Below are 26798 nucleotides of genomic sequence, written 5' to 3'. Positions count from 1 at the left end.
ATGAGGGTGCAGTCATGCGCCTGAAAACTGTCAGGAATCATACGATGGGATTTGACAGGGAGCGCACAAGCTGGCATGGCCGCGTTCCTTATTCGAGGCATCAGCAGGTTCCCGCACAATGGCAAAACCCGAACTCGGTCTGAAACGGACATGCGTTGAGTGCAACGCCCGCTTCTATGACCTGAACCGCGTCCCCGCGGTGTGCCCGAAATGCGGCACGACCCAGCCGGACGATTCCCGTCTGAAGCGCAGCGAAGTTCCGCTGCCGGAAGAAAAAGATCCGAAGCCCCAGGCCAACGAGCATGAGGACGACGTGGATCTGGAAGTCGCCGATGACGAGGACGATGACGATGTGATCGCCCCGGACGACGATCTGGACGATGACGACGATCTCAGCAACGACATCGAAGTCCCGAATGACAAGGATGATCGCGACGACAACTGAGGTTGTCGCCAAAATCCTCTGCGCCGCTTTTCTGGCGGCACTGATGAGCGGCTGCTCTGATCCGGAAGGCATCTTCGCCCCGGACAGCGCAGCCGTTCGCGCATTCAGGGCCCGGCTCGACAGCCAGCCCAGCGCAACGGCGGTGCTTCAGGCCCGCTGCCCGTCTCCGATCCGCGTGCTGCGCCTGAGCGTGGACCGTCCCGTGACGGAAGATATTCTGGCCCTGCTGCAGGTGAGCGAGACCCATCAGGTCAACACGCGGCATGTCCGGCTGCTGTGTGGCGAGACCGTACTGTCGGATGCCTGGAACTGGTATGTGCCGGAGCGGCTTTCCCCGGCCATGAACACACTGCTTGAACAGACCGACACACCGTTCGGACGCGTCGTGCAGCAGACAGCGTTCAGACGGGAAAGACTGGAAACCCGTTTCCCCGGGGAAGCCTCCGGAATCGTTCTGGAGAACCGGGCGCTCCTACGCCGGGGCACGGATGACGCCCCCATTTCCCTCGTGGTGGAAGACTATCTCCCCGCAGCCCTCCGCCCCTGAGCGTCAGGACGCCGGAGACCAGTTCAGATGCTGCCCGCCATCCAACGCCAACATCTGCCCCGTCACGGAAGGAAGCGCGAACAGCGCAAGTGCGGCCTGAGCGATTTCTTGCGGAGAAGAGCCATGCTGCAACGGTGTGCGAGCGCACATACTGTCGAAATGCTCCTGCGTCTGCCGCACCGCCGGAAGGACCGGGCCGGGACCGATGGCGTTCACCCGGACCCGCGGTGCGAGCGCCAGTGCCATGGTCTGCGTCAGGGTCCATAATCCCGTGCGGGACAGGGTGTAGCTGACGAAATGCGGCGTCAGGTTCCATACACGCTGGTCCAGCATGTTCAGAATCAGACCCTCGGCACCCTCAGGAAGCGCCTGCGCCATGGCCTGCGACAGGACGAATGGCGCGCGAAGATTGGTTTCAAGATGCAGATCCCAACTCTCGCGGGTAACGTTGCCCATCTCGTCGCGGATGAAAGCGGAGGCATTGTTAACAAGGACGCCAACCGGACCAAGAGCGGCCTGCACCCGCGGCAGCAACGCCTCGACCTCGTCTTCGCAGTGCAGATCGGCCTTCAGAACGCAGCCTTTGCCCCCGATCTGCTCCAGCAAATCTTCGGCTTCACGGGTGCTGTCGCGACAATGGATGGCGACCGCAAATCCCTCCCCGGCCAGCATTTCCACAAGCGCTGCGCCAATACGGCGCGCGCTTCCCGTCACCAGAGCCACACGGGGAACACGCGCAGAAATCTGAAACGGCATCATGTTCAGAGAGACCGCCGGGCCGTCAGCGCGGCGGCGAGCGTCCCGTCATCCAGCACGTCCAGCGCGCCGCCCATTGGCACACCATGCCCCACACGCGTGACGCTCACGCCCGTAGAGAGCAGCCGTTCCTGAAGCCAGTGCGCGGTTGTCGCCCCCTCAACGGTGGCACTCAGGGCGAGAATGACTTCCCGCACCCCACCAGCCTCGATCCGCTCAAACAGCGGGCGAACGTTCAGATCATCCGGCCCCAGCCCCGCCAGCGCGGACAGGGTCCCACCCAGAACCTGATAGACCCCGCGATGCACGCCCGCGCGCTCCAGCGCCCAGAGATCGCCCACGGTCTCGACCACGCAGATCAGCCCCTGATCCCGCGCCATGTCCGTGCAGATCTGGCACGGATCGACCGTATCGAGATTGCCGCACCGGGTGCAGGTCTTTACGCTCGTGGCCGCGCGCTCCATCAGATGGGCAAGCGGCAGCATCCGGCTTTCCGGCTGACGCAGAAGCGCCAGGGCGGCCCGGCGGGCGGAGCGTGGCCCCAGTCCCGGCAGACGCGCAAGCATGGTGATCAGCTGATCGATATCGCCGTGGCCCATCATGGGCGTAAAATCCCCGTCAGCCGGATCAGAACGGCAGTTTCAGGCCTGCCGGAAGATCAAGACCACCCGTCACGTCGCGCATGGCTTCGGAGCTGGCAGCCTCGGCCTTGGCCTTGGCGTCCGTATAGGCCGCAACGATCAGGTCCTGAAGCGTTTCGATATCGGTCGGATCGGCCAGCTGCGGATCAATTTTCAGATCGCGCATTTCGCCCTTCCCCGTCAGCTTGACCGTCACCAGTCCGGCACCGGCGGAACCATCAACGACAAGAGACGCCAGATTGCTCTGCGCGGCTTCCATCTTGGCTTGCATCTGGCTGGCCTGCTTCATCAGTCCGGCAAGGTTTTTCATCACTATCGTCCTTCAGTTCAGGTTCAGATCGTCTTCATCAAGGGAATCGGCATCCAGAGGTGCAAATTCCAGATCGGGCGGCACATCATCGGTCAGCGGCACGGTGATTTCGGGTGGCAGACCGTATTCATCAAGGGAGTGATCCTGAACTTCCCCGATCTTTGCGCCGGGAAAGGCTTTCAGAATGGCCTGCACCAGCGGATGTTCCTCCACCGAAGCCTGATTGATGGCCACAACCTCGGCGCCCTGCTCATCCAGCGTGGGCTCGCCCGGAGCGGTCGAAGCACTGACGCGCCACTGACCGGGATAGACACGATCCAGCAGTTTCTGGAGCTGGCGTTCGATACGGGCCTGCGGCTCTTCAGCACGGATCTGGACATCGGGGGCCGAGAAACGCACGAGATGAACAGCATTGCGGAGCAGCCCGTGCAGAACGGGCTCGCGTTCCCGCGCCACCATCGCCACCATCTCGCGCCATGTCCGGGGCGGCGGCGGAAGTTCAGGTTCGGGTTCAGGCTCCGGAGCCGCTTCAGCATAACCAATACCAGGCTCGAGAATCGTTCCACCATTCGCCACCAGCCGGACATGCGCCCGAGGCGCGGGACCACCGACGCCATCGCTGACAGTGGCCGAGGCGATACCGCTGACGGCAGCTGACGGTGCGGCTGAAGACGCCCCACCTGTCGGCGTGAGAGACACAGCTGGCAGAGACAGGTCCTGGCCGCCTTCGGTCAACTGGCGGATCAGCCGGTCCGGCGTGGGCAGCAGACTGGCATAACACAGACGGATCAGCACCATCTCCGCCGCCTGACGGCGATCCGGAGCAGTCTCGACTTCCTGCACGCCTTTCAGCAGGATCTGCCATGCGCGGCCCAGAACGGCATTGGACAAACGGTCAGCCAGCGCCCCGCCGCGTGTGCGCTCGGCTTCCGGCAAATCCCGACCTTCCCGCAGGGACGGAATGGCCTTGAGACGCGAAATCAGATGCAGCAGATCCAGCAGATCCGCCAGCAGCACGCCCAGATCAGCACCCCGGGCATAGGCCTGATCGGTCAGGTCCAGCGCCTCGGCAGGCTTTCCAGCCATGAGCGCGTCCAGCAGATCGAAAACCAGACCGCGATCCGCCAGACCAAGCATGTCGGCCACGGCATCCGCATCACTGGCGCCCTGCGCGATGGCCTGATCGAGTAGCGAGAGCCCGTCACGCACGGAACCATCTGCCGCACGGGCGATCAGGGCCAGCGCGTCTTCTGAAAGGGTCGCCCCCTCCTTCAGCGCGATATTGTGGAAATGCCCGGCCAGAAGAGACTGCGGAACGCGACGCAGATCAAAACGCTGGCAGCGGGACAGGACCGTGACCGGAACCTTGCGCAGCTCAGTCGTGGCGAAAATGAACGTGACCTGCGGCGGCGGCTCTTCAAGCGTCTTGAGCAACGCATTGAAGGCGTTGCGCGACAGCATGTGGACTTCATCGATGATGAAGACCTTCATGCGGGCCTGCATCGGACGAAAACGTGTGGCTTCAATGATTTCGCGCACATCGTCTACGCCCGTGCGGGAGGCGGCATCCATTTCCAGCACGTCGGGATGACGGTCCGCCAGAATAGCGGTGCAGTTGGGGCAGACGCCGCAGGGATCAGCGGTCGGGCCACCGTTGCCATCCGGGCCGATGCAGTTCAGGGCACGGGCAATGATACGGGCGGTCGTCGTCTTGCCGACGCCGCGCACGCCGGTCAGCATGAAAGCGTGCGCCACACGCTTGAGCTCAAATGCGCGGCGCAGGATGCGGACGAGCGAATCCTGCCCGATCAGATCATCAAAGGTCTGGGGCCGGTACTTGCGGGCCAGAACGCGATAGGGCGTGGCCTCGGCGGTCAGGGGCACAGACATTTCCGGCTCTGGTGCGTCTCCGAAGAAGCCGCCGCCATTTTCGGGCGGCAGGGGGAGATCGTCGTGGTCATCAGTCATGGAAGTGTTGAACCCTCAGCACTGAGGATGGGACCGTCAGAAAACGGTCGGGGACGCTGCGGGAAAGAGCGTCCAGTGACTGTGTGAGGTAGGAGGCCGGACATTCAACCCGGATAAAACTCACTGCGGCTGCTTCCTTCCGGACCTGACCGGGTTGGCAAGGTATCCGTCCAAAGCCGACCTCCCGGCGCTCTCCTAACACGGAGAGAGGGGTGTCTGACAACCCCCAATCATCAGAGTACGCCCTCATTCCCGCGTCTTATTCGCCGACAGCCGCCCCACCCATGTGCCGCGGGTCGGCCGCACCATAGATCAGACCGGTCTTCGGAGCCTTCAGGCTCGGGCGATCGGCAAGGATGCCTTCCGCCACACCCCACGGACGATGGGGCGACAGGGCATACCCTTCGGCCTTGAGAGTCTGCATGGCCGTGTCAGACAGCGCGCCCTGCTCAAGCTCAACAGCGGAAGGCTCCCACTGTTCATGGATTCGCGGCAGGTCGATGGCCTGACGGATATCCAGCCCGTAGTCGATCACCCCGAGAATGACGGAAAGCGTGATCGTCGGAATGCGCGAACCGCCGGGGCTGCCGATCACCATGACGACCTTGCCATCGCGCGAAACGATGGAGGGCGACATCGAAGACAGCGGCGTCTTGCCCGGGGCAATCGCATTGGCTTCCGAACCGACAATGCCGAACATGTTGGGCGCACCCGGCTTGGACGAGAAATCGTCCATCTCGTCGTTCATCCAGATGCCGGTATGCCCCCCCATTACACCCGCGCCGAACCAGCCATTGAGGGTATAGGTTGCCGAAACGGCCGTCCCTTCACGATCAAGCACGGAGAACTGCGTGGTCTCATGCTTTTCCTGGGTGTCGGGAGCCGCCTGCGTCACGGGAACGGGCAGCGCCTCTCCTGCTCTGAGCGTGCTGGACGACAGCGCGCGATCGGTCGGAATGCCCTGGCGGATCTGATAGGCGTAAGCAGGGTCGATCAGGTGTTCGACAGGATTATGGACGAAATCCGGATCGCCCAGATCGCGCCGGTCGGAATAAGCATGACGCATGGCCTCTATCTCGCGCTGCGTTGCAGGCGCGCTATGCAGACCAAGGGCGTGCATATCGTAACCGGAGAGAATGTTCAGGATTTCGCAGAGTGCAACACCCCCGCCGCTCGGCGGCGGTGCCGTGTCGATCGTATAGCCCCGATAGGTGCAGCGGATCGGCTCAAGGTAACGGATGTGATAGTTTTTGAAGTCAGAAAGCTGAAGAATGCCGCCGCCTTCAGTGCTGGCGCGCACGATTTCCTTCGCGATCGGACCATCATAAAACGCCTGCGGACCTTCTTTGGCGATCAGTTCCAGCGAGTCCGCCAGATCCTTCTGCACCAGACGGTCGCCCGTCTGAAGCGGCGTACCATCGGGGCGCAGATAGAACGCGCGGGCATAGGGATCGTGCTGGAAATAGCGCGTCGAGGTGTGCAGAAGATCCGCATCGCCCTGATTCAGAACGAAGCCATTCCGGGCCAGCGCAATCGCAGGGGCCATGACCTTGGCGCGTGGCAGGCGCCCCCATTTCTGCAGAATGGAATCCAGCCCCGCGACTGTTCCCGGAACGGCGACGGCTTTCCAGCCTTCGGTGGACAAACCCGGAATGACCTTGCCCGAAGCGTCCTGATACATCGTAGCCGTCGCAGCGGCGGGAGCATGTTCGCGGAAATCAATGAAGACCGTCTGGCCCGTTTTCAGACGCAGGGTCATGAATCCGCCGCCGCCAATATTACCGGCTGCGGGATAGACCACAGCCAGAGCATATCCGACAGCCACGGCCGCATCGACCGCATTGCCACCCTGTGCAAGGATTTTCGCACCGGCATCCGAGGCGAGATGCTGCGCCGACACCACCATGCCATGACGACCGGAAGTCAGCACACCGGCACTGACATTGTCCGGACCGAAAGCCAGCGGATCATGCGCTGAACTCAGCGCCGGGGCGGCTGCGGTGGCGAGCGTCGTGCTGCTGATCAGGGCCGTGGCGAGAAGAAGCGAAAACGCTCTCATGCGGTCTCTCCATAAGGAGGCTTGGTGTAGCCTTTGGGGGACAGGGTGAAAATTTCGCAGCCATCGGCCGTCACGCCAACCTGATGCTCGAACTGGGCTGACAGGGTGCGGTCACGGGTCACGGCTGTCCAGCCGTCATCAAGGATTTTCACGTCAGGACGGCCAATATTCAGCATGGGTTCGATCGTGAACACCATCCCTTCCACGAGCTTCACACCCTCACCGGGACGCCCATAATGGAGAACATTCGGCTCGGCATGGAAATCCCGACCAATGCCATGGCCGCAGAAATCCTGCACGATGGAGAAGCGGTTGGCTTCCGCATATTCCTGAATGGCATGGCCAATATCACCAAGCGTCTTACCTGGGCGCACCTGCGCGATGCCACGCATCAGCGCCTCATACGTCACATCGACCAGTTTTTCGGCCTTCTTTGGCGCCTTGCCCACGACATACATGCGTGAACTGTCGCCGTACCAGCCGTCCAGAATGGAAGTGACGTCAATGTTGACGATGTCACCATTGGACAGCTTCTTGGAACCGGGAATGCCGTGACACACGACATGGTTGATCGAGATGCAGCAGGATTTCGGATAGCCGCGATAGTTCAGCGGAGCAGGCGTGGCACCATGGGCGATCGTGAAGTCGTGGATCAGCTGGTTCAGCTCTTCTGTGGTAACGCCGGGCTGCACATAGGGCGTGATCATGTCCAGCGCCTCCGCCGTCAGGCGGCCAACACGATGCAGATGTTTAAAATCGTCCTGATCGTAGAGAACGATACCCCGTGCGTTATCCATAATCTGCCGCCTGATCCTTTAATCTTCAAAAGCCCGGACAAAATGCGTCTGTCCGGGCTGGATCGCAAGGCGGCAGGTCAGATTTTCAGGATCAGCTGTGCCGGGAGCGCTTTTTGTGGGCGACAACATGGCGCACACTCACCATGCGTACGGCCGCACCATGGTGAGAAATCCGGCCATAACGACGCGGGGCTGTTGGCGCATCGGCAACTTCCATGGGGCGCGAAGACGCCAGCAGGAAACCGTGATGGAAGCGACCGCGACGACGGGCCGAGGCCATCAGGACACCGGATGGAGCCGCAGGGTGAAGAAGCGGCTGGGGCGCCACGCCTTCATCTGCAAACCCCTTGTCGAGCAGCGCCACCATTTCCATGGAACGACGCGCATTGCTGGGAGACCCCATGACCACGCCGATCAGGCGCACATTCCCGCGCTGGGCAGACGTGATGAGGTTATGGCCTGCCAGATCGGTATACCCCGTCTTGAGACCATCAGCGCCCGCATAGATTTTCAGCATCGGATCATGGTTCGGAACCATACGGCGATGGAAATAAAAGGAGGGAACGTTGAAATAGTGATAATACTGCGGAAAATCCGCAATCAGATGCTGGGACAGCAGGGCCAGATCATGCGCTGTCGTAACCTGATCCGGGTCAGGCAGACCGGAAGCATTGCGGAAGGTCGTATTGATCATCCCCAGAGCCCGCGCCTGCTGCGTCATGAGCTGGGCGAAGCGTACCTCATCTCCGCCGCCAAGAAATTCACCCAGGGCACAGGCCGCATCATTGGCAGACTTCGTGACGAGCCCCAGAATGCCCTGCTCCACTGTCAGCTTCGTTCCCGGCACAAGGCCCAGCTTTGACGGAGCCTGAATGGAAGCATGAATGGACACCGGAACCTGTTCGTCCAGCGTGATCTGATGCGCTTCAAGGGCGCGGAACGTCAGATAGAGCGTCATGAGCTTTGTCAGGGACGCAGGATACCGTTGCAGCTCGGCATCCGTCGCAGACAGAACAGCGCCTGTCCTGGCGTCCATCACATAGCTCGAGACATGTCCGGCATATTGTGCCTTCGCAGATCCCAGCCCCATGGTTGTCATGGCGCACAACAGAAAAGCTTTCTGGAACGGGAAACGCATCTACTGACAGCCTCTGAACGGAACGTCGTCTTGGGAAAGATCTGGGCTCTTGAGCCACCTGCATGACAGGCAGTCTAGGCGCATTGAAAACTCCCCGTCCACCAGCTTTGAAGGACTTTCCTTAATTTTTCGTAAGCAGGGCGGAAAGGAGGCAGGATCATGGCACGTGGCGCATAAAAACCTTATTTCAGGGGCTTGCAGCCCTTCTCAAGACCGAAATTCGCACCATATCATACCCGTCATGTCTTCTTATGATCTTCCCCCCTGCCCGAACGGCCTTTCCGGTGTCGCATCCTCGCGGAGTCCATCTCGCATGGGGCCGGAGTCTCCCGACTCCATTCCGCCCCGTGAGCCGGACAGGGGAGGCGGGGATCAGGACCTTGAAGTCAGCGTGGTGGTGCGTCCCAGAACCCGGACGCGCAAACCTTCCATGTACAAGGTTCTGATGCTCAACGACGACTACACGCCCATGGAGTTTGTGGTGCATGTGCTGGAGCGTTTCTTTGCCAAAACCCGGGACGAGGCAACGTCCGTCATGCTTCAGGTTCACCAGCGCGGCGTCGGAGTCTGCGGGGTGTTCACATATGAAGTGGCTGAAAGCAAGGTGACACAGGTGATGGATCTGGCACGCCAGAACCAGCACCCCCTTCAGTGCACGATCGAGAAAGACTGATCCGTCTGACAGGCAGAAAAGCCCGGGCACAGGATAATTTCTTGTTTCCCTTTGCGTTTCTGACTGGCGTTACACGTTACTCCGCGACAAGATACCTTTCCTACGAGAGGTCGAGAGGAGCGCCATCACATGCTGTCCCGTACGCTCGAACAGACGCTCCACCGCGCCCTGACATTCGCAGGTGACCGGCGTCACGAATATGCAACCCTCGAACATCTTCTGCTCGCACTGACAGAAGACGACGATGCCCTGACGGTCTTCCGGGCCTGCGGCATTGATCTCGACAAGCTGCGCTCCGATCTGACGGATTTCCTGGACAAGGATCTGGCAGGACTGGCTGCGGAACGTCCGACGGAACCCAAGCCGACCGCGGCTTTCCAGCGCGTGATCCAGCGCGCGGCGATCCATGTGCAGAGCACGGGCCGCGACGAAGTCACGGGCGCTAACGTGCTGGTCGCCCTGTTTGCCGAGCGCGAAAGCCATGCCGTCTATTTCCTGCAGTTGCAGGACATGACGCGACTCGATGCGGTCAACTTCATCTCGCACGGAATCGCCAAGGCACCCGACCGGGGAACGGGGCGCCGCTCGGCTGCGGCTTCCAAGGATACGTCCGAACGCGAGGAGCGCAAGGAAACGGCCAAGGAGGGAGCACTGGCGATCTATTGCGTCGATCTGAATGAACGTGCGCGTGAGGGGCGAATTGATCCGTTGATCGGCCGCGATCAGGAAATCGAACGCACCATCCAGATCCTGTGCCGCCGGACCAAGAACAATCCGCTTTATGTGGGAGATCCGGGCGTCGGCAAGACGGCAATTGCCGAAGGTCTGGCCAAGCGGATCGTGGAAGGCGAAGTGCCGGACGTTCTGCTGAACAGCACGATCTACTCGCTGGACATGGGCTCGCTCCTGGCTGGCACGCGCTATCGCGGCGATTTCGAAGAGCGGCTGAAAGCCGTCGTGACGGAAATGGACCAGACCCCTGGCGCCATCCTGTTCATTGACGAAATCCATACCGTCATCGGCGCGGGAGCGACATCGGGGGGGGCAATGGACGCCTCCAACCTGCTCAAGCCTGCCCTGGCCGCAGGGACCCTGCGCTGCATCGGTTCCACGACCTACAAGGAGTTCCGTCAGCATTTCGAAAAGGATCGGGCGCTCGTACGCCGGTTCCAGAAAATCGACGTGCCGGAGCCTTCGATCGAGGATGCGATCAAGATTCTGCGCGGCCTGAAGGGCAGCTACGAGAAGCATCACAAGGTCCGCTATACCGACGAAGCCCTGCGCGGCGCCGTCGAACTGGCGGCCAAGTATGTCCATGACCGCAAGCTGCCGGACAAGGCGATCGACGTGATCGACGAAGTCGGCGCGGCGCGGATGCTGGTGCCCGAAAATAAGCGCCGCAAGACCGTGACGCTGAAGGACGTGGAAGAGGCCATCGCCAAGATCGCCCGTATCCCGCCCAAGAGCGTCTCGGCCGATGACCGCGAGACTCTGCGCCATCTGGAGCGGGACCTGCGGAATATGGTCTTCGGACAGGACAAGGCGATCGACGCGCTGGCTGCGGCAATCAAGCTGTCCCGCGCCGGACTGCGCGATGCGGAAAAGCCGATCGGCAACTACCTGTTCTCCGGCCCCACGGGCGTCGGCAAGACGGAGGTCGCCAAGCAGCTTTCCAACTCGCTCGGGATCGAACTGATCCGCTTTGACATGTCCGAATACATGGAGCGTCATTCGATCTCCCGTCTGATCGGTGCGCCTCCAGGGTATGTCGGGTTCGATCAGGGCGGCCTGCTGACGGATGCGATCGACCAGCATCCGCACGCGGTCCTGCTGCTGGACGAGATCGAGAAGGCCCATCCGGACCTGTTCAATGTCCTGCTTCAGGTCATGGATCATGGCCGCCTGACGGATCACAACGGCAAGGTCGTCGATTTCCGCAACGTGATCCTGATCATGACCACGAATGCGGGCGCGGCGGACCTGTCCAAGGAGGCGATCGGGTTTGGACGGACGGCGCGGAGCGGTGAGGATGAAGAGGCAGTCAAACGCCTGTTCACGCCGGAATTCCGCAACCGTCTGGACGCGATCATTCCCTTCGCCAACCTGACGCCGGAGACCGTGGGCCGCGTGGTCGAGAAGTTCGTGCTTCAGCTCGAAGCCCAGCTTGCCGACCGCCATGTGACGATCGAGATTTCCTCGAGCGCCAAGGAATGGCTCGCCGAGCGTGGATACGACCGGCTGTATGGCGCCCGTCCGCTGGGACGCGTCATTCAGGAATACATCAAGAAGCCTCTGGCCGAGGAACTGCTTTTCGGACGGCTGGCTCAGGGCGGTGCCGTTCGGATTGGCATGAAGAACGGCGCACTCGACTTCGATATTCTCGAAGGCGGGGATAACGCCAAGGGCGAGGATGGCGCTTCGAAGAAAGACGAAGCGACAAGCTGAAGTCCTCCACTTAGCAGAAAGGCCCGGGAGACGCTGTCTCGCCGGGCCTTTTTTCTTACTGGTAGCGGGTACCGTTCACCACGACATAGCCGGGCCAGGGCCATTTTCGGCCTGTACCATGATGGGTCCAGTCCACGCCCTGACGACGCAGGCTGTCGTAATAGTAGCGCCCCTGAACCTCGACCTGGTCGCCCTTGCTGACCCAGGGCCATTGCGGTGCATTCATCTGATCCAGATCAGAGACAATCCGGATGGAGACCCCCTGCCCGACCGACAGATAGAAATAACCGTGCCAGCCGCTGCGGGTGCGTTTTGCTTTGGGGGAGACCGCCAGAACCCGTCCACAGAGATGCTCGGGCAGGTCGATACCGGTGGGGCCGCTCTGTTCCAGTCCATGCTGATCAGCGAGGAAACGCGCATTGTCACACTGCGCAGGCATGTCATGCGCGCTACGGGGCGCAGTATCCTGGCCGAAAAAGCCCTGAGCGGATGCCGCCAATGGCGCGCATAGCAGTGCCACAGCAAACGTGGAGAGCAGACGGGATGTCATGAAGGGGTTTTCTCCTGTCAGGGCGGTTCTGCCTGTTGCTCTGCCGCCAGAAGGTCCGGACCAGACACAAAAAAGCCCGCCCCGGAGAGGGAACGGGCCTTTATGCTGGTCCGCAATAAGGGATCAGGGCGCTTCGCTGGCGCCTTCACCGGGAGCGGGCTCGGACTTGGCAGTTTCGCTGACAGCCGGACGCGAAGATGCGCCATCCGTGATCATTTCGAGCTGACCCGTGATCTGACCACCATCCTCGACCTGAAGACGACGGCACTTGACCTTGCCGATGAGACGGCCGGTCGCACGGATCGTCAGGCTGCCATTGACGGTCAGGGTGCCGTCGATCGTGCCCGCCAGTTCTGCGTCCTCAACCTCGACGCCGCCCCGGAAGACGCCACCATGCGTGACCTGAAGCTCGGTCGCATGGATCATGCTGGACTCGACCGTACCCTCAACGACAAGGCGTTCGGCGTCCTGCACGGACCCCTGCACGCTGATGCCACGGCCGACAACAAGCGTACGACGCTCAGGGCCGGTCTGGCGCGGTGCGCCCGGAACGGCGGCCACACCGGGGCGCGGCGCCCCTGCCGGCGTTACGCCCGTCGGAGAATTGGAAGACGGCGGTGCCGGGAAAGGGGTACGACCCATGGGCGCGGGGTCCTTCTGCTGGTTGGGCTGCTGGGCAGGTTGGGGACTGGAGGGCGATCCGGATCCTGACGCGGGAGCCGTCTGGCTGGGAGCGTCCGGCCGGTTGGGGAAAATGGGCTGACCTGCAAGTTTGCCGTTCTCGACAGGCTTGGAGTCATCTTCCGGTTTGCGTCTTCTGAACAAGGAAACCCCGCTGCGGATCTGGAAAAGAACACTCTAATTCTGTCTTGGACGTCTCCCGGACGATCCATTGCGAGAACAGGACGCTCGCAGACAGAACATTCGGGAACCGGTCTTTCGACAAGGCTACACGCTCACGACCCGGCGGGACAAGACGCGCATTTCCATAAATGTGACGAAATCTCACGGAGGAAAACGGCGTCGGGTTAACCGGGAGTTGGCGTGAACCCAGAGGGGACCTATGATCGTGTTGATTTAATGGCGCAGTCTGCCCGTTAAATGTTTTTTTCTGAAGTTTTCAGCGACCTGACCGGAGTTCCAATGTCTGCACCCCAGCATGACCTTCTGTGTATCGGCAATGCCATCGTCGACGTTCTCGCCCCTGTGGGCCAGGACCTGATCGACGGGCTTGGCGCTGCTGCCGGGAGCATGACCCTGATCGACGCTGCCACGGCGCATGCCATTGAAAGCCGCGTGGATATCGAAAATGTGACAGGCGGCGGCTCCGGCGCCAACACGGCCGTCGTGGCGGCCCGTATGGGTGCGAAAGTGGCCTATCTCGGCAAGGTTACGGCTGACGAAGCCGGCGACCATTTCACACGCGACATGCGCGAACAGGGCATCACCTTCCCATCCGAGCCGCTTCCGGCCGCCGATGGCACCCCGACCGCACGCTGCATCGTTCTGGTGACGCCCGAAGGCCAGCGCACCATGTTCACCTATCTCGGCGCCTGCACGGAATTCACGCCCGAGGACGTGCATGAATCCGTCGTGGCGGATGCGGCCATCACCTATCTGGAAGGCTATCTGTACGACAAGCCGCAGGCCCAGGAAGCGTTCGAACATGCAGCCCGTCTGGCCCGCAAGGCTGGCCGTCAGGTCGCCCTGACGCTGTCCGACACGTTCTGTGTGGAACGCCATCGCGCCGCCTTCCACGAGCTTGTAGCGGGCCATGTGGACATCCTGTTCGCCAACGAGGCCGAGCTTCTGGCCCTGTACGAAGTCACGGATTTCGAAGAAGCCGTCACGCAGGTCTCCGCCGAAACAAAGCTGGCCGTCATCACACGCAGCGAAAAGGGTGCGGTCGTGATCGGCGAAGGCGAGCGCCATGACGTTCCGACAACCGAAGTAAAGGTCGTGGACACCACGGGCGCAGGCGATGCGTTCGCAGCAGGCTTCCTGGCCGGTCTGAGCAGGAAGCACGACCTCGTCACCTGCGCGAAGCTGGGCAATCAGGCTGCCGGTGAGATCATCACCCGTTACGGCGCCCGCCCGACCAAGGCGTTCACGCTGACGGCCTGAGACGTGTCGCTGGGCCGGTCTTACAGATTGGCCCAGCCGATGCGGGCGACCCCATACCGGTCGAATGCCTCTCGCACAGCCGGGTCCAGAAGGGCGGCCAGTTCGCCCTCCTGCTCATAGCCCGGCATGAAACGCTTCATCATGGCGTCCTGAGCCGTGGCGGGGTGAAAGTAGATTTCGCTCGTGCCCGTGGGCAGGCGCGGAACAAGACCGCGGATATGGTCCGGCGTCATATGGCCGGACCAGCGCAGCCCGAAACACCAGTCATTGGTTTTCAGCCTCGCTTTGCGGATCTGATGCCGCAGGACGCCAATCCAGTGGCGGAGGGCGCGGTCTCCCAGCGTATCGTTGGCCTCGACAGGCTCCGGCGGCTCGAAGGGTGAGCGGACAGCCCGCAATCCATGCTCCAGACCAGATTCGATCAGGAAGCGTCCCACCGTCGGATGCAGATGCATGTGTTTATGGGCGTTGGCATGATCGAGCGTCAGCCCGGTCGCAGCAAAGGCGCGGAACTGGGCTTCGATTTCGCGCCGCAGGGCACTCCGGGCCTGCGGGCTGAAGAAATACTCCACACCAAGACGCAACTGGTTGCGACCAAACCAGCCCTGCCCATCCGTAATGGCTGGAAGATCGAGGACGGACTTGCCCTCAATCGCCACCACATGCAGCCCGACTTTCAGATCCGGCATTGTCTTTGCACGCCGGATGGCATCCCCGGCAGCATCCCCGGCCACCATCAGACTAGCCGTGGACAGGATGCCGTTGCGATGGGCCTGTTCGATGGCCTCGTTGACTTCGAGGCTCATGCCGAAATCATCGGCGGAGACGATGGCGCGGCGGGAGGGGCTGGATGTCATGGCAGATCTCACGAAAAAGGGGCCATGACATGCGCCATGGCCCCCGGATATTGTCTGGTCAGGCGCACGCCGTTCAGGCGGCGTGACGGTCCTTGAGGAACTGGAAGAATTCCACACCTTCGCGCAGACGACGCTTCATCATCTGCGGGCTACGGATCATCTCGTTGACGATGGAGGCGATCTTGGAACCGCGGAAGTAGAACTTGCGATAGAATTCCTCGACGCTCTCGAAGATTTCCGTATGCGACAGGTGCGGGTAATGCAGCGGTGCGATCTGCACGCCGCTCTCGTCGATCAGTTCGGCTTCCGCTTCGTTCAGCCAGCCATTTTCCGTCGCCTGCTTGTGCAGGAAGGTGCCGGGATACGGCGCAGCCAGCGAAACCTGCAGGGTATGCGGGTTGATTTCCTTGGCGAACTGGATCGTCTCCTGGATGGTCTCCTTCGTCTCGCCCGGCAGGCCGACGATGAAGGTTCCGTGGATCTTGATGCCCAGCTTGTGGCAGTTGCGCGTGAATTCCTTGGCCGTTTCGACCAGCATGCCCTTCTTGATGTTGTGAAGGATCTGCTGGTTGCCGCTTTCGTAACCGACCAGCAGCAGGCGCAGGCCGTTTTCCTTGAGAACCTTCAGGGTCTCGTAAGGAACATTCGCCTTGGCATTGCAGGACCACGTAACACCAAGCTTGCCCATTTCGCGGGCAATGGCTTCGGCGCGCGGCAGATCGTCCGTGAAGGTGTCATCATCGAACATGAATTCCTGCACTTCGGGGAAGTACTGCTTGGCCAGACGCACTTCAGCGGCCACATGCTCGGGGCTGCGGGTCCGGTAGCGATGGCCACCAACCGTCTGCGGCCACAGGCAGAACGTGCAGCGCGACTTGCAGCCACGGCCCGTATAGATCGAGATGTAGGGGTGCTTCAGATAGCCGATGAAGTAGTCGTTGATGTTGAGGTCACGCTTGTAGACTTCCGTCACGAACGGAAGGCTGTCCATGTCCTCGATCATCGCGCGATCCTTGTTCGCGATGATCTCACCCTTCTCGTTGCGCCAGGTGATACCGTCCACTTCCGCGAGCGGCTTGCCTTCGGCAATTTCCTTGATGGTGAAGTCGAACTCGTTGCGGGCCACGAAATCGATCGGGCTGCCCTTCTCCATGCTCTCGGTCGGCTGAACAGCCACCTTGGCGCCCACCATGCCGATCATGATCTTCGGATTTGCATCCTTGATCATCTGCGCCACGCGCACGTCGGAAGCGAAGGACGGCGTGGAGGTATGGATGACGACGAGGTCGCGGTTCTTCACGTCCTCAAGGATGGGATCCATACCCATCTTGGCCGGCGGCGCGTCGATCAGGCGTGATCCGGGAACGAGAGCAGCCGGCTGGGCCAGCCATGTCGGAAACCAGAAGGACTTGATTTCGCGCTTCGCCTGGTAGCGGGAGCCCGCACCACCGTCAAAGCCGTCAAAGGAAGGAGGCTGGAGAAAAAGGGTTCTCATCATGATCGGACACTCCTTTGGGTGGCGCCGGCCTGGAGCGAGGGGGCGCAGGACACGGAATTACGTTTTCTTCGGGCGATATGGACCGTTCTGCCCCGCCATGCAACGCGTGATCCGCGGGCACTGCCCACCATGATGGCAGCAGACAGCCAGTCGCGGATGACCAGAAGCGGGATTACAGCCGGGAGCGGACAGTCCGTGGCACGGTCCATGATACGGCTTCCGATGGCGCGGAGCAGCCATGTCAGAAGCAGTAGGCTCCATGTCCACCAAGCATTCGGGCGGAACAGCACTGCCGTCACGGCCCAGAACAGGGGAAGCTGGATGGACGACAGCCCATAACCGACCGGAGCGACATTCTTGACGGTCCGCCCCCAGCGCAACTCATGCGCCAGCAACTCGCCGAGCGTGTGTTCGCCCACGGTCGTGTGGGTCAGGGTCGGCGCGATGACGATGTTCTCGCCCCGCGTCCGGATCAGCTGACCCAGTTCGGCATCATCCGCCACGTGATCGACCAGCGCCTCAAGGCCACCGATTTCCTCAAGGGTCTGCCGACGCAGGGCCATCGTCGCGCCCAGACAGTCCTGACGCCCCAGAAAGCGGGACATCATGACGCCAGGCAGGAAATTATGATTGATCTGGCAGGCGCCGAGCTGCTGCACGAGCGTTCCCGCAGCAGGACGACCTGCATACAGGGTGGTGACCAGACCGGCCCCCTGCTCTTCCAGACCCGTTACGACATGACGCAGGTAGCGGGGGCTGGCGTGAATGTCCGAGTCGGATATCACGATAATGTCATGACAGGCCTCCCCGTACATGTTCATCAGATTCCCGACCTTGCGGTTCGGACCATATTCGCGCGGATCGACCACCACACTGACCGGAACCTGCGGATAACGCCCCCGGAGTCGCTCGATCACGGCCAGTGCGGTGTCCTGCGCGTCCTGCACGCCAAAGACAATCTGGAAATCGGGATAATCCTGCGTGAAGACGCTTTCCAGCGCATCCTCCAGCAACGGCTCGTTACCGTGCAGAGGCTTCATCACAGTGACGGCGGGCCATGTCCGCTCGGACAGGCGCAGCGCATCATCCGCGCGACGCTCCGTGCGGCGGAACCGGGCGAGCAGGAGGGCGCCCGTCAGCGCCTGTAGGTTTCCAGCGGCTGAAACAAGTGCGCAGACGCTGGCTGCGACGGTAAGAGGTAAGGGCACGACGGTGTTCTAGCCTTCCCGAATGCTTTTGGGAAAGACTGCCGTCGTGAGACTGGGCTCAGTCATGCAGGAAATGGGCAGTCTTGTCGTCCAGATGATCGGCCAGACCATTGGCGCCGCCCTGACTCAGGGCCCCTCCGAAATCGGAACGCTGTGCGGCGACCTGACTGATATGGGCGTTCAGCAGAACATCCGTAATCCTCCAGCCCGATGCCCCATTTGTCATGATGTAGTCGATGGGCACGACATCGCCGCCATCCGTGCCGCCGATCGTCGTATCGACAATCACACCACCGGTCGGGTTCGGACGCGTCTGTGAGGAAATGGTAAAGGCCGCCTGCGCCTGAGGCTTAAACGACGCGGCATAATGGGCGATCGTGAACTGCCGGAACGACCCCAGCAGACGCGTACGGTCCGAAGGACTGAGACTGTTGTAGCGCACACCCACCGAACGACGGAGAATCGCTTCCAGATCAAAAGCATGGTCCACGGCAGGAGCAATCATCGTCGCACGCTGCTGGGCGGTTTTCCCGGTTTTCTGAGCGGCCTTCAAAGCGTCGTACAGGGCTGCGACAGGGGCGACGGCAGAAGCAGAATCCGCTGGCGAGGCCACAGCCGCTGCATCGGCCAACGCAGCCGGAGAAAAAGCCGCCAGCGCAACAGGGCCCGTCAGGAGGCAGGCAGACAGAAGGGACAGAGTCACTTTCGGGGAAAAACGGCAAATCATGATCGTACTTTCGTCCTGGTAGACAATTCCGGGCATAGAGATCAGGTTCATGACACAATGTATCAAGTTCCCTGTATCAGGTTCTCGCATCCATAGGACCATCTGTGCTCCATTAGCCACAGGGCCGGTACGAATTATGCAGCCTGACATTGAGGCGAACACGACAATGGGTCTATAGGCAGACAATCTAATGCCCGATGGTCCTTCACGTTTCCCGACTTCCCGGAGCCGGGACAGGAAAGAAGGCCACGGGCCATCCACGATGTGCAAGGCCCCGGGCGCCCTGTTGGACGCACCTTCCGGAGGCTAGAACCAGAGGATTATAATGGCCGTTCCTTTGATGCAGGCTGTCCGAGTCGGACGGTACGTTGTCAAGCAGCACCTCACGGGCCGCAAGCGATATCCGCTGGTCCTGATGCTCGAACCGCTGTTCCGCTGCAACCTGGCGTGCGCCGGCTGCGGCAAGATCGACTATCCCGCGCAGATCCTGAACCAGCGTCTCAGCCTTCAGGAATGCCTGGATGCCGACACGGAAGCCGGTGCTCCTGTCATTGCAATCGCCGGTGGTGAACCCCTCCTGCACAAGGAAATGCCCCAGATCGTCAAAGGTTTGATCGGGCGCAAAAAATACGTCTACCTGTGCACGAACGGGCTGCTGCTGGAAAAGAAGCTCGACGATTACGAGCCCTCCCCGTTCTTCTCCTGGGACGTGCATCTCGATGGCGATCAGGTGATGCATGACTCCTCCGTGTGTCAGGACGGCGTGTACGACCGGGCCGTAGCGGCGATCCGTCTTGCAAAATCCCGTGGCTTCCGCGTCTCGATCAACTGCACCGTCTTCGACGGAGCCGTGCCCGAGCGCCTTGCCGCCTTCTTCGACGAAGTCATGGCTCTCGGCGTTGACGGCATCATGACGGCTCCGGGCTACGCCTATGAGCGCGCACCGGATCAGGAGCACTTCCTGAACCGCCAGAAGACAAAGCAGCTTTTCCGCGACGTTTTCCGTCTCGGAAAAGGCAAGAAGTGGCGCTTCACGCAGTCCCCGCTTTTCCTGAACTTCCTGGCGGGCAACGAGAACTACCACTGCACCCCCTGGGGCAAGCCGCTGCGTACGGTCTTTGGCTGGCAGCGTCCGTGCTATCTGCTCGGCGAAGGTTATGCCAAGACCTTCAAGGAACTGATGGACGACACGGCCTGGGAGCAGTACGGCACAGGCGCATACGAGAAATGCGCCGACTGCATGGTCCACTCCGGCTACGAATCCACGGCCGTCATGGACGCCGTCGCACGCCCCTGGCACATCGCGAAGGTCGCCCTTTTCGGTCCCGAGACCGAAAAGCCGATGGTTCCGGAAATCTCGCTCGCCAACCAGCGCCCTGCCGAATACGGCTATGAAGCGCAGGTCCAGCAGCAGATGGAACGCATCTCCACAGGTGCTAAGCCGGCTCGCGGCCCCCGCGTCCGCGTCAACGGCCGCCCGGCTGCCAACACCGTTTCGGAAGCTGCAGACGCAGCAGACTGAGAACTGGTCTTCTTCGATCTGCGTAAAAAAACCGGCTCCATGCGAGCCGGTTTTTTTATGGAAAAGCCACGCGTCTACGGTCAGCAAATGAAGGGCATGGCATCCGTCAGTCGTCCTGTTATGATTGAGCCATTCATTATTCTGGCCGGACCATGCTGACCCCTATTCTTGTTATCTGTCTGCTCATTTTCCTCAATGCCGTGTTTGCCATGGGAGAAATGGCTCTCATTTCGGCAAAACGGCCACGGCTGGAGGTTCTGGCCAAGCAGGGAGTCCGTGGGGCTACAACCGCAATCCGGCTGGCGGAAGATCCACACAGCTTTCTGCCAACCGTTCAGGTCGGCATGACGCTGGTGTCCATTCTTGAAGGTACGTTTGGCGGCAGCCAGATGGAAGGTACCGTCACGCCCTGGATTGCGGACATTCCTTCGCTCCGTCCGATCGCCAGCGAAGTCTCGATGGTTCTTGTCGTTGCCATCATCACCTTCGCCATGCTGGTTTTCGGTGAACTGATTCCCAAACAGATTGCCCTGCAACAGCCGGAGACCATTGCCTCACGTCTGGCCTGGCTTCTGGTGGGCGTCGCGCGTGTGGCACAGCCGATTGTCTGGCTGCTGAGCGGGACATCCTCTCTGGTCCTCCGGGCGCTCCGTATCGGCCCCCTGACGCGCGCTGCCGTGACGGAAGAGGAACTGAAGGCCGTTCTGGCCGAAGGTGCACGGGCGGGCGTACTCGAAACTGACGAACAGGCCATGATCGAGCGCCTTCTGCGTCTGGCAGACCGACCGGTGAGAGCCATCATGACGCCGCGCAATGAACTTTTCTGGATCGACAGACATGCAGATCAGGAAACGCTGGTCCGCAAACTGCGCCAGTCTTCATACGCGCGGATTGTGGTCTGTGAAGGAGATGTCGACCATCCTGTTGGCGTCATTCTCGCCAAAGACATCATGGATCGACTGCTCCTGAAACTGCCGGTTTCCGTTGATGCCGTCCTGCGTGAGCCCCCCGTCATCCCCGACAGTCTCAGCGCACAGGACATGATCGAGCGCATGCGCGGGGTCAATCTCGGAATTACGTTTGTTCTGGACGAATACGGTTCTTTTGAAGGCATCGTCACACCATCCGATGTGCTGGAAGCGATCGTCGGTGAGGAAAAAACGGAGTCGTCATCATCGGAACTACAGGCCGCTGAAGGCGAAGACGATTATGTCTTTGAAGGCTTCATGCCTGCGGATGAACTGCGCTCGCGCCTCAACCTTCCGGAACTCCCTGGCGCCGGGGGCTATCATACCCTTGGCGGTGTCATGCTGGCACTTCTCAGGCGCGTTCCCGCACGGGGAGACAAGGTCGCATTCGGCGGATGGCTGTTCGAGGTTCTGGAAATGGACCGCCGACGTGTTGGCAAGGTCAAGGTCAGTCGGCAGATTCTCGCCGAAGACTGACCTGACGACTTCAGGCTTTACTGACGAAAAGCGCCTGTCTCTCGCTGACAGGGGCATAGGCGCCCTGATTGCCATAGTTCTGCGGCAGAGCCGCCGCTGGGGTTGATGTCAGCAACTCAATCACGCGCTTCTGGGCCGTGATGGCTCTTTGCAGAAGTTCACCATTGCGATTGCCCAGTTCGGTCATCTGGTCCAGCAAATCGCGATAGGGCAGCGCCGACGACTCCTGCTGTACGGGATTCTCTTCGTCATCCGGGCAGCAGGGGCAAAGGTCCTGTTTGCGGTCATTGGCGACCGAGACCTCCTGCTCCAGCGTTCTGGCAGCATTCTGCTTGTCGGGCAGGAGCGCCAGAGCATCCGGGATGCGCGCTTCTTCCAATGCAGAATTTTCCGCTTCCAGAATGGCAATCAGCCGCTGCATGGCCGGAATAATGGACGCGCTCATTTCTGCTCCTGCATAACCAGCATCTGACGGTTGATTGCATCCGTCATGCCAATACCACCGTTGTTTTCCATTTGTTTGGCGATCTGCTCCACCAGCATGGGCCGAAACTGCTTTTCTCCGGCTCCACCACTGAACATGCTGTCGCTGTCGTCGTCCGTTGCGAACATCGGCTGAAGCATCTGATTGATGGCCATTGATTCGAAATCCTGGGCGGATTTTAACGTCTTGGCCGGATCTGCCTTCTGGCCGTGCAACGGAAATCCCTGTGATAGGGTGCCGGTGGTCGAGGATATGGTCATCAACGCATCTCCAGTTCTGCCTGCAGGGCACCATCAGCCTTGATGGCCTGCAGAATGCTGATCATGTCTCTTGGCCCCACACCCAGAGCGTTCAGTCCCGCAACAAGCTCCCTGAGCGTTGTGCCGCCAGGGACAACCGCCAGATGCTGGTTCTTGCCCGTATCGACCTTGACGTTCGTACGGGGCACCACAGCCGTCTGACCATTGGAGAATGGACCCGGTTGGGAGACCTCGGGCGTTTCGGTCACCTGTACCGTCAGATTTCCCTGCGCTACGGCAACAGTGCTGATCCGGACATCTGCTCCCATGATGATGGTTCCGCTGGCTTCATCCACCACCACCTTGGCAGGCGTATCCGGCGTCACGAGCAGATCACCGATCCGCGAAAGTGTAGGAACGGGATCGTGGCTGCTCAGATCCAGCAGGACGGTACGGGGATCCTGAACATTCGCAATCGGCCCGAAGGTCCGGTTGATGATCGCTGCAATCCGACTCGCTGTTGTGAAATCAGGATTTCGCAGACTGAGGTGAAGATTGGATCGATGGCTGAGGTCGAAAGGCACTTCCCGCTCGACGATGCCACCATTCGCGATATGCCCGCTCGTCGGCACATTGCGGGTGATGGAGGCAGCAGCTCCCCTGGCCGAAAACGCGTTTGTTGCAAGCGATCCCTGCGCAACCGCATAGACTTCACCATCCGCCGCCATCAATGGTGTGACCAGAAGCGTGCCTCCCGTAAGGGAGGAAGCATCACCCGCAGCTGAGACCGTCACGTCAATCCGGTTTCCTCCATGAGCGAAAGCCGGAAGATCTGCCGTCACCATGACGGCCGCGACGTCATGTGTCTGAAGCTGTGTTTCCTGATCGCGGATGTTGACGCCCAGGCGGTTCAGCATGGAAATCAGCGTTTCACGCGTAAAAATTGTATTGGTCAGCCGGTCACCGGTGCCGTTCAGCCCCACGACCAGACCATAACCGATCAGCTGGTTGCTTCGCACGCCTTCCATGTCCGTAATGTCCTTGATGCGGACACTGGCTGCCAGAGCAAAACCCGGAAGCAGAAGCAGCCCAACGCAAACAAGCGCAGTAAGCCGGTGCATCAGGATGTGAAAAGATGACGGAGATCGCAGAATAAAACGCATGGGCGACGGGGGGTATCCTGATGCCTGCAAGACAGGTCTGGGGGTCTCAGGTATTGAGGATGGCCTTACAGGGTAAAGAAACCCCTAACGGAGACGCAGATTTCCGCCCTTTCCGATAGACAGACAAAAACATGTTCGGGGTTGGCGGATGCCGCTGGGGTAGCTATAAGCCGCGCGTTATCGCCTGCGGCTGTTGGAAGCGGACGTCGGCGGATCAGCCAGGGATTGGATGCGCATGATTACGCTGCCGCCGGATTATAGGCCTTCCGACAACGAAGAGTTCATGAGCCCGCTTCAGGTCGAGTACTTCAGGCAGAAACTTCTGCGCTGGCGTGTCGATCTTCTGAAAGAGGCCGATGGAACGCTTGCGAGTCTCTCGGAAGGGGGAATCCATGAATCCGATATTACCGACCGCGCCAGCGTCGAAACGGATCGGGCTTTCGAACTTCGAACCCGTGACCGGGCCCGCAAACTGATCACCAAGATCAATATGGCGCTCGAACGGATCGAGGATGGAAGCTACGGCTTTTGCGAAGAGACGGGAGAACCGATCGGTCTGAAACGGCTGGAGGCCCGCCCGATCGCCACGCTGTCCATCGACGCGCAGGAGCGTCATGAGAAGATGGAAAAGGTCCATCGCGACGATTAAGACTTGCGCTTGGCGCGCTGACCCGTTACGAAGCGCGCCAAGGCAACGGTATGCTGCTGTAGCTCAGTGGTAGAGCACTCCCTTGGTAAGGGAGAGGTCGACAGTTCAATCCTGTCCAGCAGCACCATTTTTCCTTACTTCCCTAAAAATTCTGAATAAGCCGTGGCACCTGTAAGCTGCGATGTAAGACGGCGGGGCTCCGGATACCGAAAACTGATCTTTCGCGTACGCAGCCCTTCAATCAGGCGGAAGTATCCAGTATTTACAGATTATCCTGTTGACAGGATTTTTCTTTAGGCGCGCGCAGTTTTCCGTCTCTATAGAGCTACTTCCCCCGAACCGGGGACGAGAATGAACACGCGATACAAAGCCGCCTTCGGGGCGGTTTTTTTATGCCTGGAGACCCTATGCGCCAAACTTCCCGCTGGACCATTGCCGATGCCCTCAAGGTTCATGCCGACGATCCGACAACAACCATGCCTGTCATTGCAGCTGATTTTCCGACAATGTCAGAAAGCGTCATGATCTGGGATACCGGGGCGCTTCGTGACATCAACATGACCTCCGTCACCGTAAACGGATGGCATGTCATCTGGTCTCTGGCAGCAGACAAGGTCGACCTGACCAACGCCAATATTGCGGCCGAATGGGCCAACCGCAACAATACTGCCTATATCGGCTTCTGGTATTCGAAAACTGGAAGCGGCTCTGACTGGGTCTGGGGCGGACGCCTTCTTCAGAAATCCGCTGATCTGCGGCCCTGGGAATGGTCCGGCAATCTCGTCATGCGTGAAGGCAGCGAGAACACAGTCGACATGTTCTATACATCATGCGGCTCAACAAATAATGGCTTCGAGAGTGTCATCGCCGTCAGTACTGGTCAGATTCATACGGACGATCAGAAGGTCTGGTTCACCGGTTTTGATACCACCGTCGACATGTTCGATGCAGACGGTGTGCATGAAGCCAACGAGGCTGAGGATCCGTATTTTGATTTCCGGGACCCCTGCCCGTTCCTCAATCCAGACGACGGTCGCATCTATTGCGTTTATGAGACGAACGTTGCCGGTATGCGAGGCCAGTTCGTGATCGGTGCCAATGAAACCGGTCCCATTCCGCCAAGCTATACCGTGGATCCGGGCGCGGGCTACGGCGCAGCATCCATTGGCTTGGCTATTTTGGACGACGGAGCCTATGAGGCGGGCGACTTTTCACGCGCACGCTGGACGCAGCTTGGTCCAATCGTTTCGGCGCTGGGCGTCAATGACCAGACGGAACGTCCGCATGTCGTGTTTCAGGACGGCAAGCTGTATCTGTTCACGATCAGCCATCATTCCACCTATTCCGGCAATCTGCAGGGGCCGGATGGCGTTTATGGTTTCGTATCCGATAACGGTCTTGCTGGTCCGTTCAAACCAATGAATTCGTCGGGACTCGTGCTGGGCAATCCGTCAAGCCAGCCATACTCGACCTATTCGCATTTCGTGGATGCACAGGGTTATGTACAGTCTTTCATCGACCACGTTCCTACCCCGACGGCTGCCGACCCGAATGCCGCCCGGATTGGCGCTACACTGGCACCGACCGTGAAGCTCGTGCTGGACGATGACCGCTCCTACCTGACGGAAATTCATAATTACGGGGAAATTTTCGCGCAGCGCGCATGGTCGGCCACTGCGGCGGGCTAAACCATCCGCACAGAACGGGGAGCAACTTCGGCTGCTCTCCGTCTTTTTTTGTTGTGACGATACAGACTGCGTCGCTGTTATGAAAAAAGCCGCACCTTCTTCGGAAGGGCGGCTTTTTCGTGATTCTGTGCCTGAAATCAGTCGCGGCGGTCGCGGATTTTAACATAGGCGATCGCAGCATGCTCGGCGCAGTATGGCTTTCCAGGGAGCGGCGTTGCCCCGCAGAAATGAAAACCCGGCGTACCGGGGTCGCCAATCGGCCAGCAGCATGAAGGACCACGCCGCGTGGGGCGGTCGATACCTGCCGTTGAAAACCGCGGTGGCATGGCTGGACGGGGTGCAGGAGCCACACGGGGTTCCGGTTTAGGAGGCGTGACGGCAGCCTCCCGATGTGACGCAGCCACATCCTTCTGAACCGGAGGAATGACACGAGCCGCAGCAACAGGCTGGACAGGGGCCTTGGGAGGTTCAGCGGCGGGAGCCTTGCGGGGAGGTGCTGCAGACTTCTCGGCAGATTTTTCCATAGTGCCTGAAACGGATTTTTCCAGGACGACATCCTTGCCGTCTGCAAACAGGTCCGACCCGGCAGACTCTGTCGCCTTGGCACGGGAGGGGCTTTTGCGACGGGGCGCGGCTTCTGCCGTTCCTGCTTCACCGTCCGCGGCTTTGCGATTACGGATGGGAGAAGGGCGGGGAGGCAGACCCAGACGGTGAGCCTTGCCGACAACGGCATTCTTGGTGATGGAGAGCTGGCGGCCGATTTCGGCGGTCGAAAGTCCCTGACTCCACAGATCGCGAAGTCTGGCGATCGTCTCGTCCGTCCACTCCATATGTTCGTTTCCCTGTCCCGCTTCGGTGCCTGACA

26 protein-coding genes, 1 tRNA gene and 1 other RNA gene are annotated in these 26798 nt (G+C 60.4%); 10 read left to right on the top strand and 18 right to left on the bottom strand.

The genetic code is table 11. The features are described 5' to 3' along the window. Nucleotides 1-118 precede the first annotated feature (118 nt). Together HK22_RS02550 and HK22_RS02545 are read left to right on the top strand one after the other, a co-directional pair. Nucleotides 119-445: a TIGR02300 family protein gene (locus HK22_RS02550; RefSeq protein WP_062031788.1), complete on the top strand. Its 327-nt coding sequence runs from the start codon at nucleotides 119-121 to the stop codon at nucleotides 443-445. Then, entirely contained in the window at nucleotides 426-992 is a 567-nt protein-coding gene (locus HK22_RS02545; protein WP_233142338.1) for a hypothetical protein, read from the top strand. The genes HK22_RS02550 and HK22_RS02545 overlap by 20 nt, the downstream gene beginning before the upstream one ends. 3 nt (nucleotides 993-995) lie before the next feature. On the opposite strand, the gene HK22_RS02540 is transcribed toward HK22_RS02545, so the two are convergent. The 8 genes from HK22_RS02540 to HK22_RS02505 all read right to left on the bottom strand — a co-directional run bounded on the left by HK22_RS02540 (nucleotide 996) and on the right by HK22_RS02505 (nucleotide 8661). Next, nucleotides 996-1751, bottom strand: a complete 756-nt coding sequence (locus HK22_RS02540; protein WP_369827194.1) for an SDR family oxidoreductase — start codon at nucleotides 1749-1751, stop codon at nucleotides 996-998. A 2-nt stretch (nucleotides 1752-1753) separates the two neighbouring features. Beyond that, nucleotides 1754-2350: a recombination mediator RecR gene (recR, locus tag HK22_RS02535; RefSeq protein WP_086648225.1), complete on the bottom strand. Its 597-nt coding sequence runs from the start codon at nucleotides 2348-2350 to the stop codon at nucleotides 1754-1756. Between the two features lie 25 nt (nucleotides 2351-2375). Next, nucleotides 2376-2699, bottom strand: a complete 324-nt coding sequence (locus HK22_RS02530) for a YbaB/EbfC family nucleoid-associated protein (protein ID WP_062031793.1) — start codon at nucleotides 2697-2699, stop codon at nucleotides 2376-2378. A gap of 12 nt (nucleotides 2700-2711) precedes the next feature. After that, nucleotides 2712-4667: a DNA polymerase III subunit gamma/tau gene (locus HK22_RS02525; RefSeq protein ID WP_086648224.1), complete on the bottom strand. Its 1956-nt coding sequence runs from the start codon at nucleotides 4665-4667 to the stop codon at nucleotides 2712-2714. Nucleotides 4668-4755: 88 nt separating this feature from the next. Further along, nucleotides 4756-4852, bottom strand: an RNA gene (gene ffs / locus HK22_RS02520) — signal recognition particle sRNA small type. Between the two features lie 74 nt (nucleotides 4853-4926). Next, a complete protein-coding gene (gene ggt, locus HK22_RS02515; RefSeq protein WP_077802195.1) occupies nucleotides 4927-6726 on the bottom strand; it encodes a gamma-glutamyltransferase in 1800 nt (599 codons plus the stop codon). Next, nucleotides 6723-7523, bottom strand: a complete 801-nt coding sequence (gene map / locus HK22_RS02510; RefSeq protein ID WP_077802194.1) for a type I methionyl aminopeptidase — start codon at nucleotides 7521-7523, stop codon at nucleotides 6723-6725. The genes ggt and map overlap by 4 nt, the downstream gene beginning before the upstream one ends. A gap of 91 nt (nucleotides 7524-7614) precedes the next feature. Then, nucleotides 7615-8661, bottom strand: coding sequence for a D-alanyl-D-alanine carboxypeptidase family protein (locus HK22_RS02505; RefSeq protein WP_077802193.1), 1047 nt, complete (start codon nucleotides 8659-8661; stop codon nucleotides 7615-7617). A gap of 313 nt (nucleotides 8662-8974) precedes the next feature. On the opposite strand from HK22_RS02505, the gene clpS reads away from it, so the two are divergent. Both clpS and clpA read left to right on the top strand, forming a co-directional pair. Further along, nucleotides 8975-9334 carry an ATP-dependent Clp protease adapter ClpS gene (gene clpS / locus HK22_RS02500; RefSeq protein WP_062109238.1) on the top strand — a complete coding sequence of 120 codons (360 nt, stop codon included), beginning with the start codon at nucleotides 8975-8977 and terminating at the stop codon, nucleotides 9332-9334. Nucleotides 9335-9463: 129 nt separating this feature from the next. Further along, complete coding sequence (gene clpA / locus HK22_RS02495; protein WP_086648223.1) at nucleotides 9464-11779, top strand: ATP-dependent Clp protease ATP-binding subunit ClpA; 2316 nt, start codon at nucleotides 9464-9466, stop codon at nucleotides 11777-11779. A 55-nt stretch (nucleotides 11780-11834) separates the two neighbouring features. On the opposite strand, the gene HK22_RS02490 is transcribed toward clpA, so the two are convergent. Next, on the bottom strand, nucleotides 11835-12329 hold the full coding sequence (locus HK22_RS02490) for a DUF3465 domain-containing protein (protein ID WP_086648222.1): 495 nt from the start codon (nucleotides 12327-12329) through the stop codon (nucleotides 11835-11837). A 123-nt stretch (nucleotides 12330-12452) separates the two neighbouring features. Then, nucleotides 12453-13154: a polymer-forming cytoskeletal protein gene (locus HK22_RS02485; protein WP_233142337.1), complete on the bottom strand. Its 702-nt coding sequence runs from the start codon at nucleotides 13152-13154 to the stop codon at nucleotides 12453-12455. A gap of 318 nt (nucleotides 13155-13472) precedes the next feature. Here HK22_RS02485 and HK22_RS02475 point away from each other — a divergent pair, with 318 nt between their 5' ends. Then, complete coding sequence (locus tag HK22_RS02475) at nucleotides 13473-14453, top strand: adenosine kinase (RefSeq protein WP_086648221.1); 981 nt, start codon at nucleotides 13473-13475, stop codon at nucleotides 14451-14453. A 20-nt stretch (nucleotides 14454-14473) separates the two neighbouring features. Here the strand turns inward: HK22_RS02475 and hpnK are convergent, their stop codons facing one another. The 4 genes from hpnK to HK22_RS02455 form a co-directional block, all read right to left on the bottom strand. Further along, entirely contained in the window at nucleotides 14474-15310 is an 837-nt protein-coding gene (hpnK, locus tag HK22_RS02470; RefSeq protein WP_086648220.1) for a hopanoid biosynthesis-associated protein HpnK, read from the bottom strand. A gap of 73 nt (nucleotides 15311-15383) precedes the next feature. Continuing rightward, nucleotides 15384-16808 (bottom strand): hopanoid biosynthesis associated radical SAM protein HpnJ, encoded by a 1425-nt coding sequence (gene hpnJ / locus HK22_RS02465; RefSeq protein WP_062029858.1) that lies wholly within the window; start codon nucleotides 16806-16808, stop codon nucleotides 15384-15386. Continuing rightward, nucleotides 16805-18016, bottom strand: a complete 1212-nt coding sequence (gene hpnI, locus HK22_RS02460) for a bacteriohopanetetrol glucosamine biosynthesis glycosyltransferase HpnI (RefSeq protein ID WP_062109247.1) — start codon at nucleotides 18014-18016, stop codon at nucleotides 16805-16807. The genes hpnJ and hpnI overlap by 4 nt, the downstream gene beginning before the upstream one ends. 58 nt (nucleotides 18017-18074) lie before the next feature. Further along, nucleotides 18075-18794 (bottom strand): ABC transporter substrate-binding protein, encoded by a 720-nt coding sequence (locus HK22_RS02455; RefSeq protein WP_231878123.1) that lies wholly within the window; start codon nucleotides 18792-18794, stop codon nucleotides 18075-18077. Between the two features lie 274 nt (nucleotides 18795-19068). Here HK22_RS02455 and hpnH point away from each other — a divergent pair, with 274 nt between their 5' ends. After that, nucleotides 19069-20265, top strand: a complete 1197-nt coding sequence (gene hpnH / locus HK22_RS02450) for an adenosyl-hopene transferase HpnH (protein WP_062029862.1) — start codon at nucleotides 19069-19071, stop codon at nucleotides 20263-20265. Nucleotides 20266-20417: 152 nt separating this feature from the next. Next, nucleotides 20418-21710, top strand: a complete 1293-nt coding sequence (locus tag HK22_RS02445) for a hemolysin family protein (RefSeq protein WP_062109249.1) — start codon at nucleotides 20418-20420, stop codon at nucleotides 21708-21710. Nucleotides 21711-21720: 10 nt separating this feature from the next. On the opposite strand, the gene HK22_RS02440 is transcribed toward HK22_RS02445, so the two are convergent. From HK22_RS02440 to HK22_RS02430, 3 genes are read right to left on the bottom strand one after another with little or no spacing between them, the layout of a single operon-like run. After that, nucleotides 21721-22155, bottom strand: a complete 435-nt coding sequence (locus tag HK22_RS02440) for a flagellar protein FlgN (protein WP_062029866.1) — start codon at nucleotides 22153-22155, stop codon at nucleotides 21721-21723. Further along, nucleotides 22152-22454 (bottom strand): rod-binding protein, encoded by a 303-nt coding sequence (locus HK22_RS02435; RefSeq protein ID WP_086648219.1) that lies wholly within the window; start codon nucleotides 22452-22454, stop codon nucleotides 22152-22154. Before HK22_RS02435 ends, HK22_RS02440 begins: the two co-directional genes overlap by 4 nt. Continuing rightward, nucleotides 22454-23596 carry a flagellar basal body P-ring protein FlgI gene (locus tag HK22_RS02430; protein ID WP_062029868.1) on the bottom strand — a complete coding sequence of 381 codons (1143 nt, stop codon included), beginning with the start codon at nucleotides 23594-23596 and terminating at the stop codon, nucleotides 22454-22456. Before HK22_RS02430 ends, HK22_RS02435 begins: the two co-directional genes overlap by 1 nt. 235 nt (nucleotides 23597-23831) lie before the next feature. Here HK22_RS02430 and dksA point away from each other — a divergent pair, with 235 nt between their 5' ends. The 3 genes from dksA (at nucleotide 23832) to HK22_RS02415 (ending at nucleotide 25933) form a co-directional block, all read left to right on the top strand. Next, entirely contained in the window at nucleotides 23832-24245 is a 414-nt protein-coding gene (gene dksA / locus HK22_RS02425; RefSeq protein ID WP_062029923.1) for an RNA polymerase-binding protein DksA, read from the top strand. 52 nt (nucleotides 24246-24297) lie between these two features. Then, nucleotides 24298-24372: transfer RNA gene (locus HK22_RS02420), tRNA-Thr, on the top strand. A 280-nt stretch (nucleotides 24373-24652) separates the two neighbouring features. Beyond that, nucleotides 24653-25933: a glycoside hydrolase family 68 protein gene (locus HK22_RS02415; RefSeq protein ID WP_086648218.1), complete on the top strand. Its 1281-nt coding sequence runs from the start codon at nucleotides 24653-24655 to the stop codon at nucleotides 25931-25933. A gap of 137 nt (nucleotides 25934-26070) precedes the next feature. Here HK22_RS02415 and HK22_RS02410 read toward each other — a convergent pair whose 3' ends face one another. After that, complete coding sequence (locus HK22_RS02410; protein WP_086648280.1) at nucleotides 26071-26763, bottom strand: GcrA family cell cycle regulator; 693 nt, start codon at nucleotides 26761-26763, stop codon at nucleotides 26071-26073. Nucleotides 26764-26798: the final 35 nt, after the last annotated feature.

The sequence above is a fragment of the Gluconobacter sp. DsW_056 genome (assembly GCF_002153595.1).
GTDB lineage: Bacteria > Pseudomonadota > Alphaproteobacteria > Acetobacterales > Acetobacteraceae > Gluconobacter > Gluconobacter albidus.
Note: the sequence above shows the minus strand (reverse complement) of the source record. Positions and strands in the feature narration are given on the sequence as shown.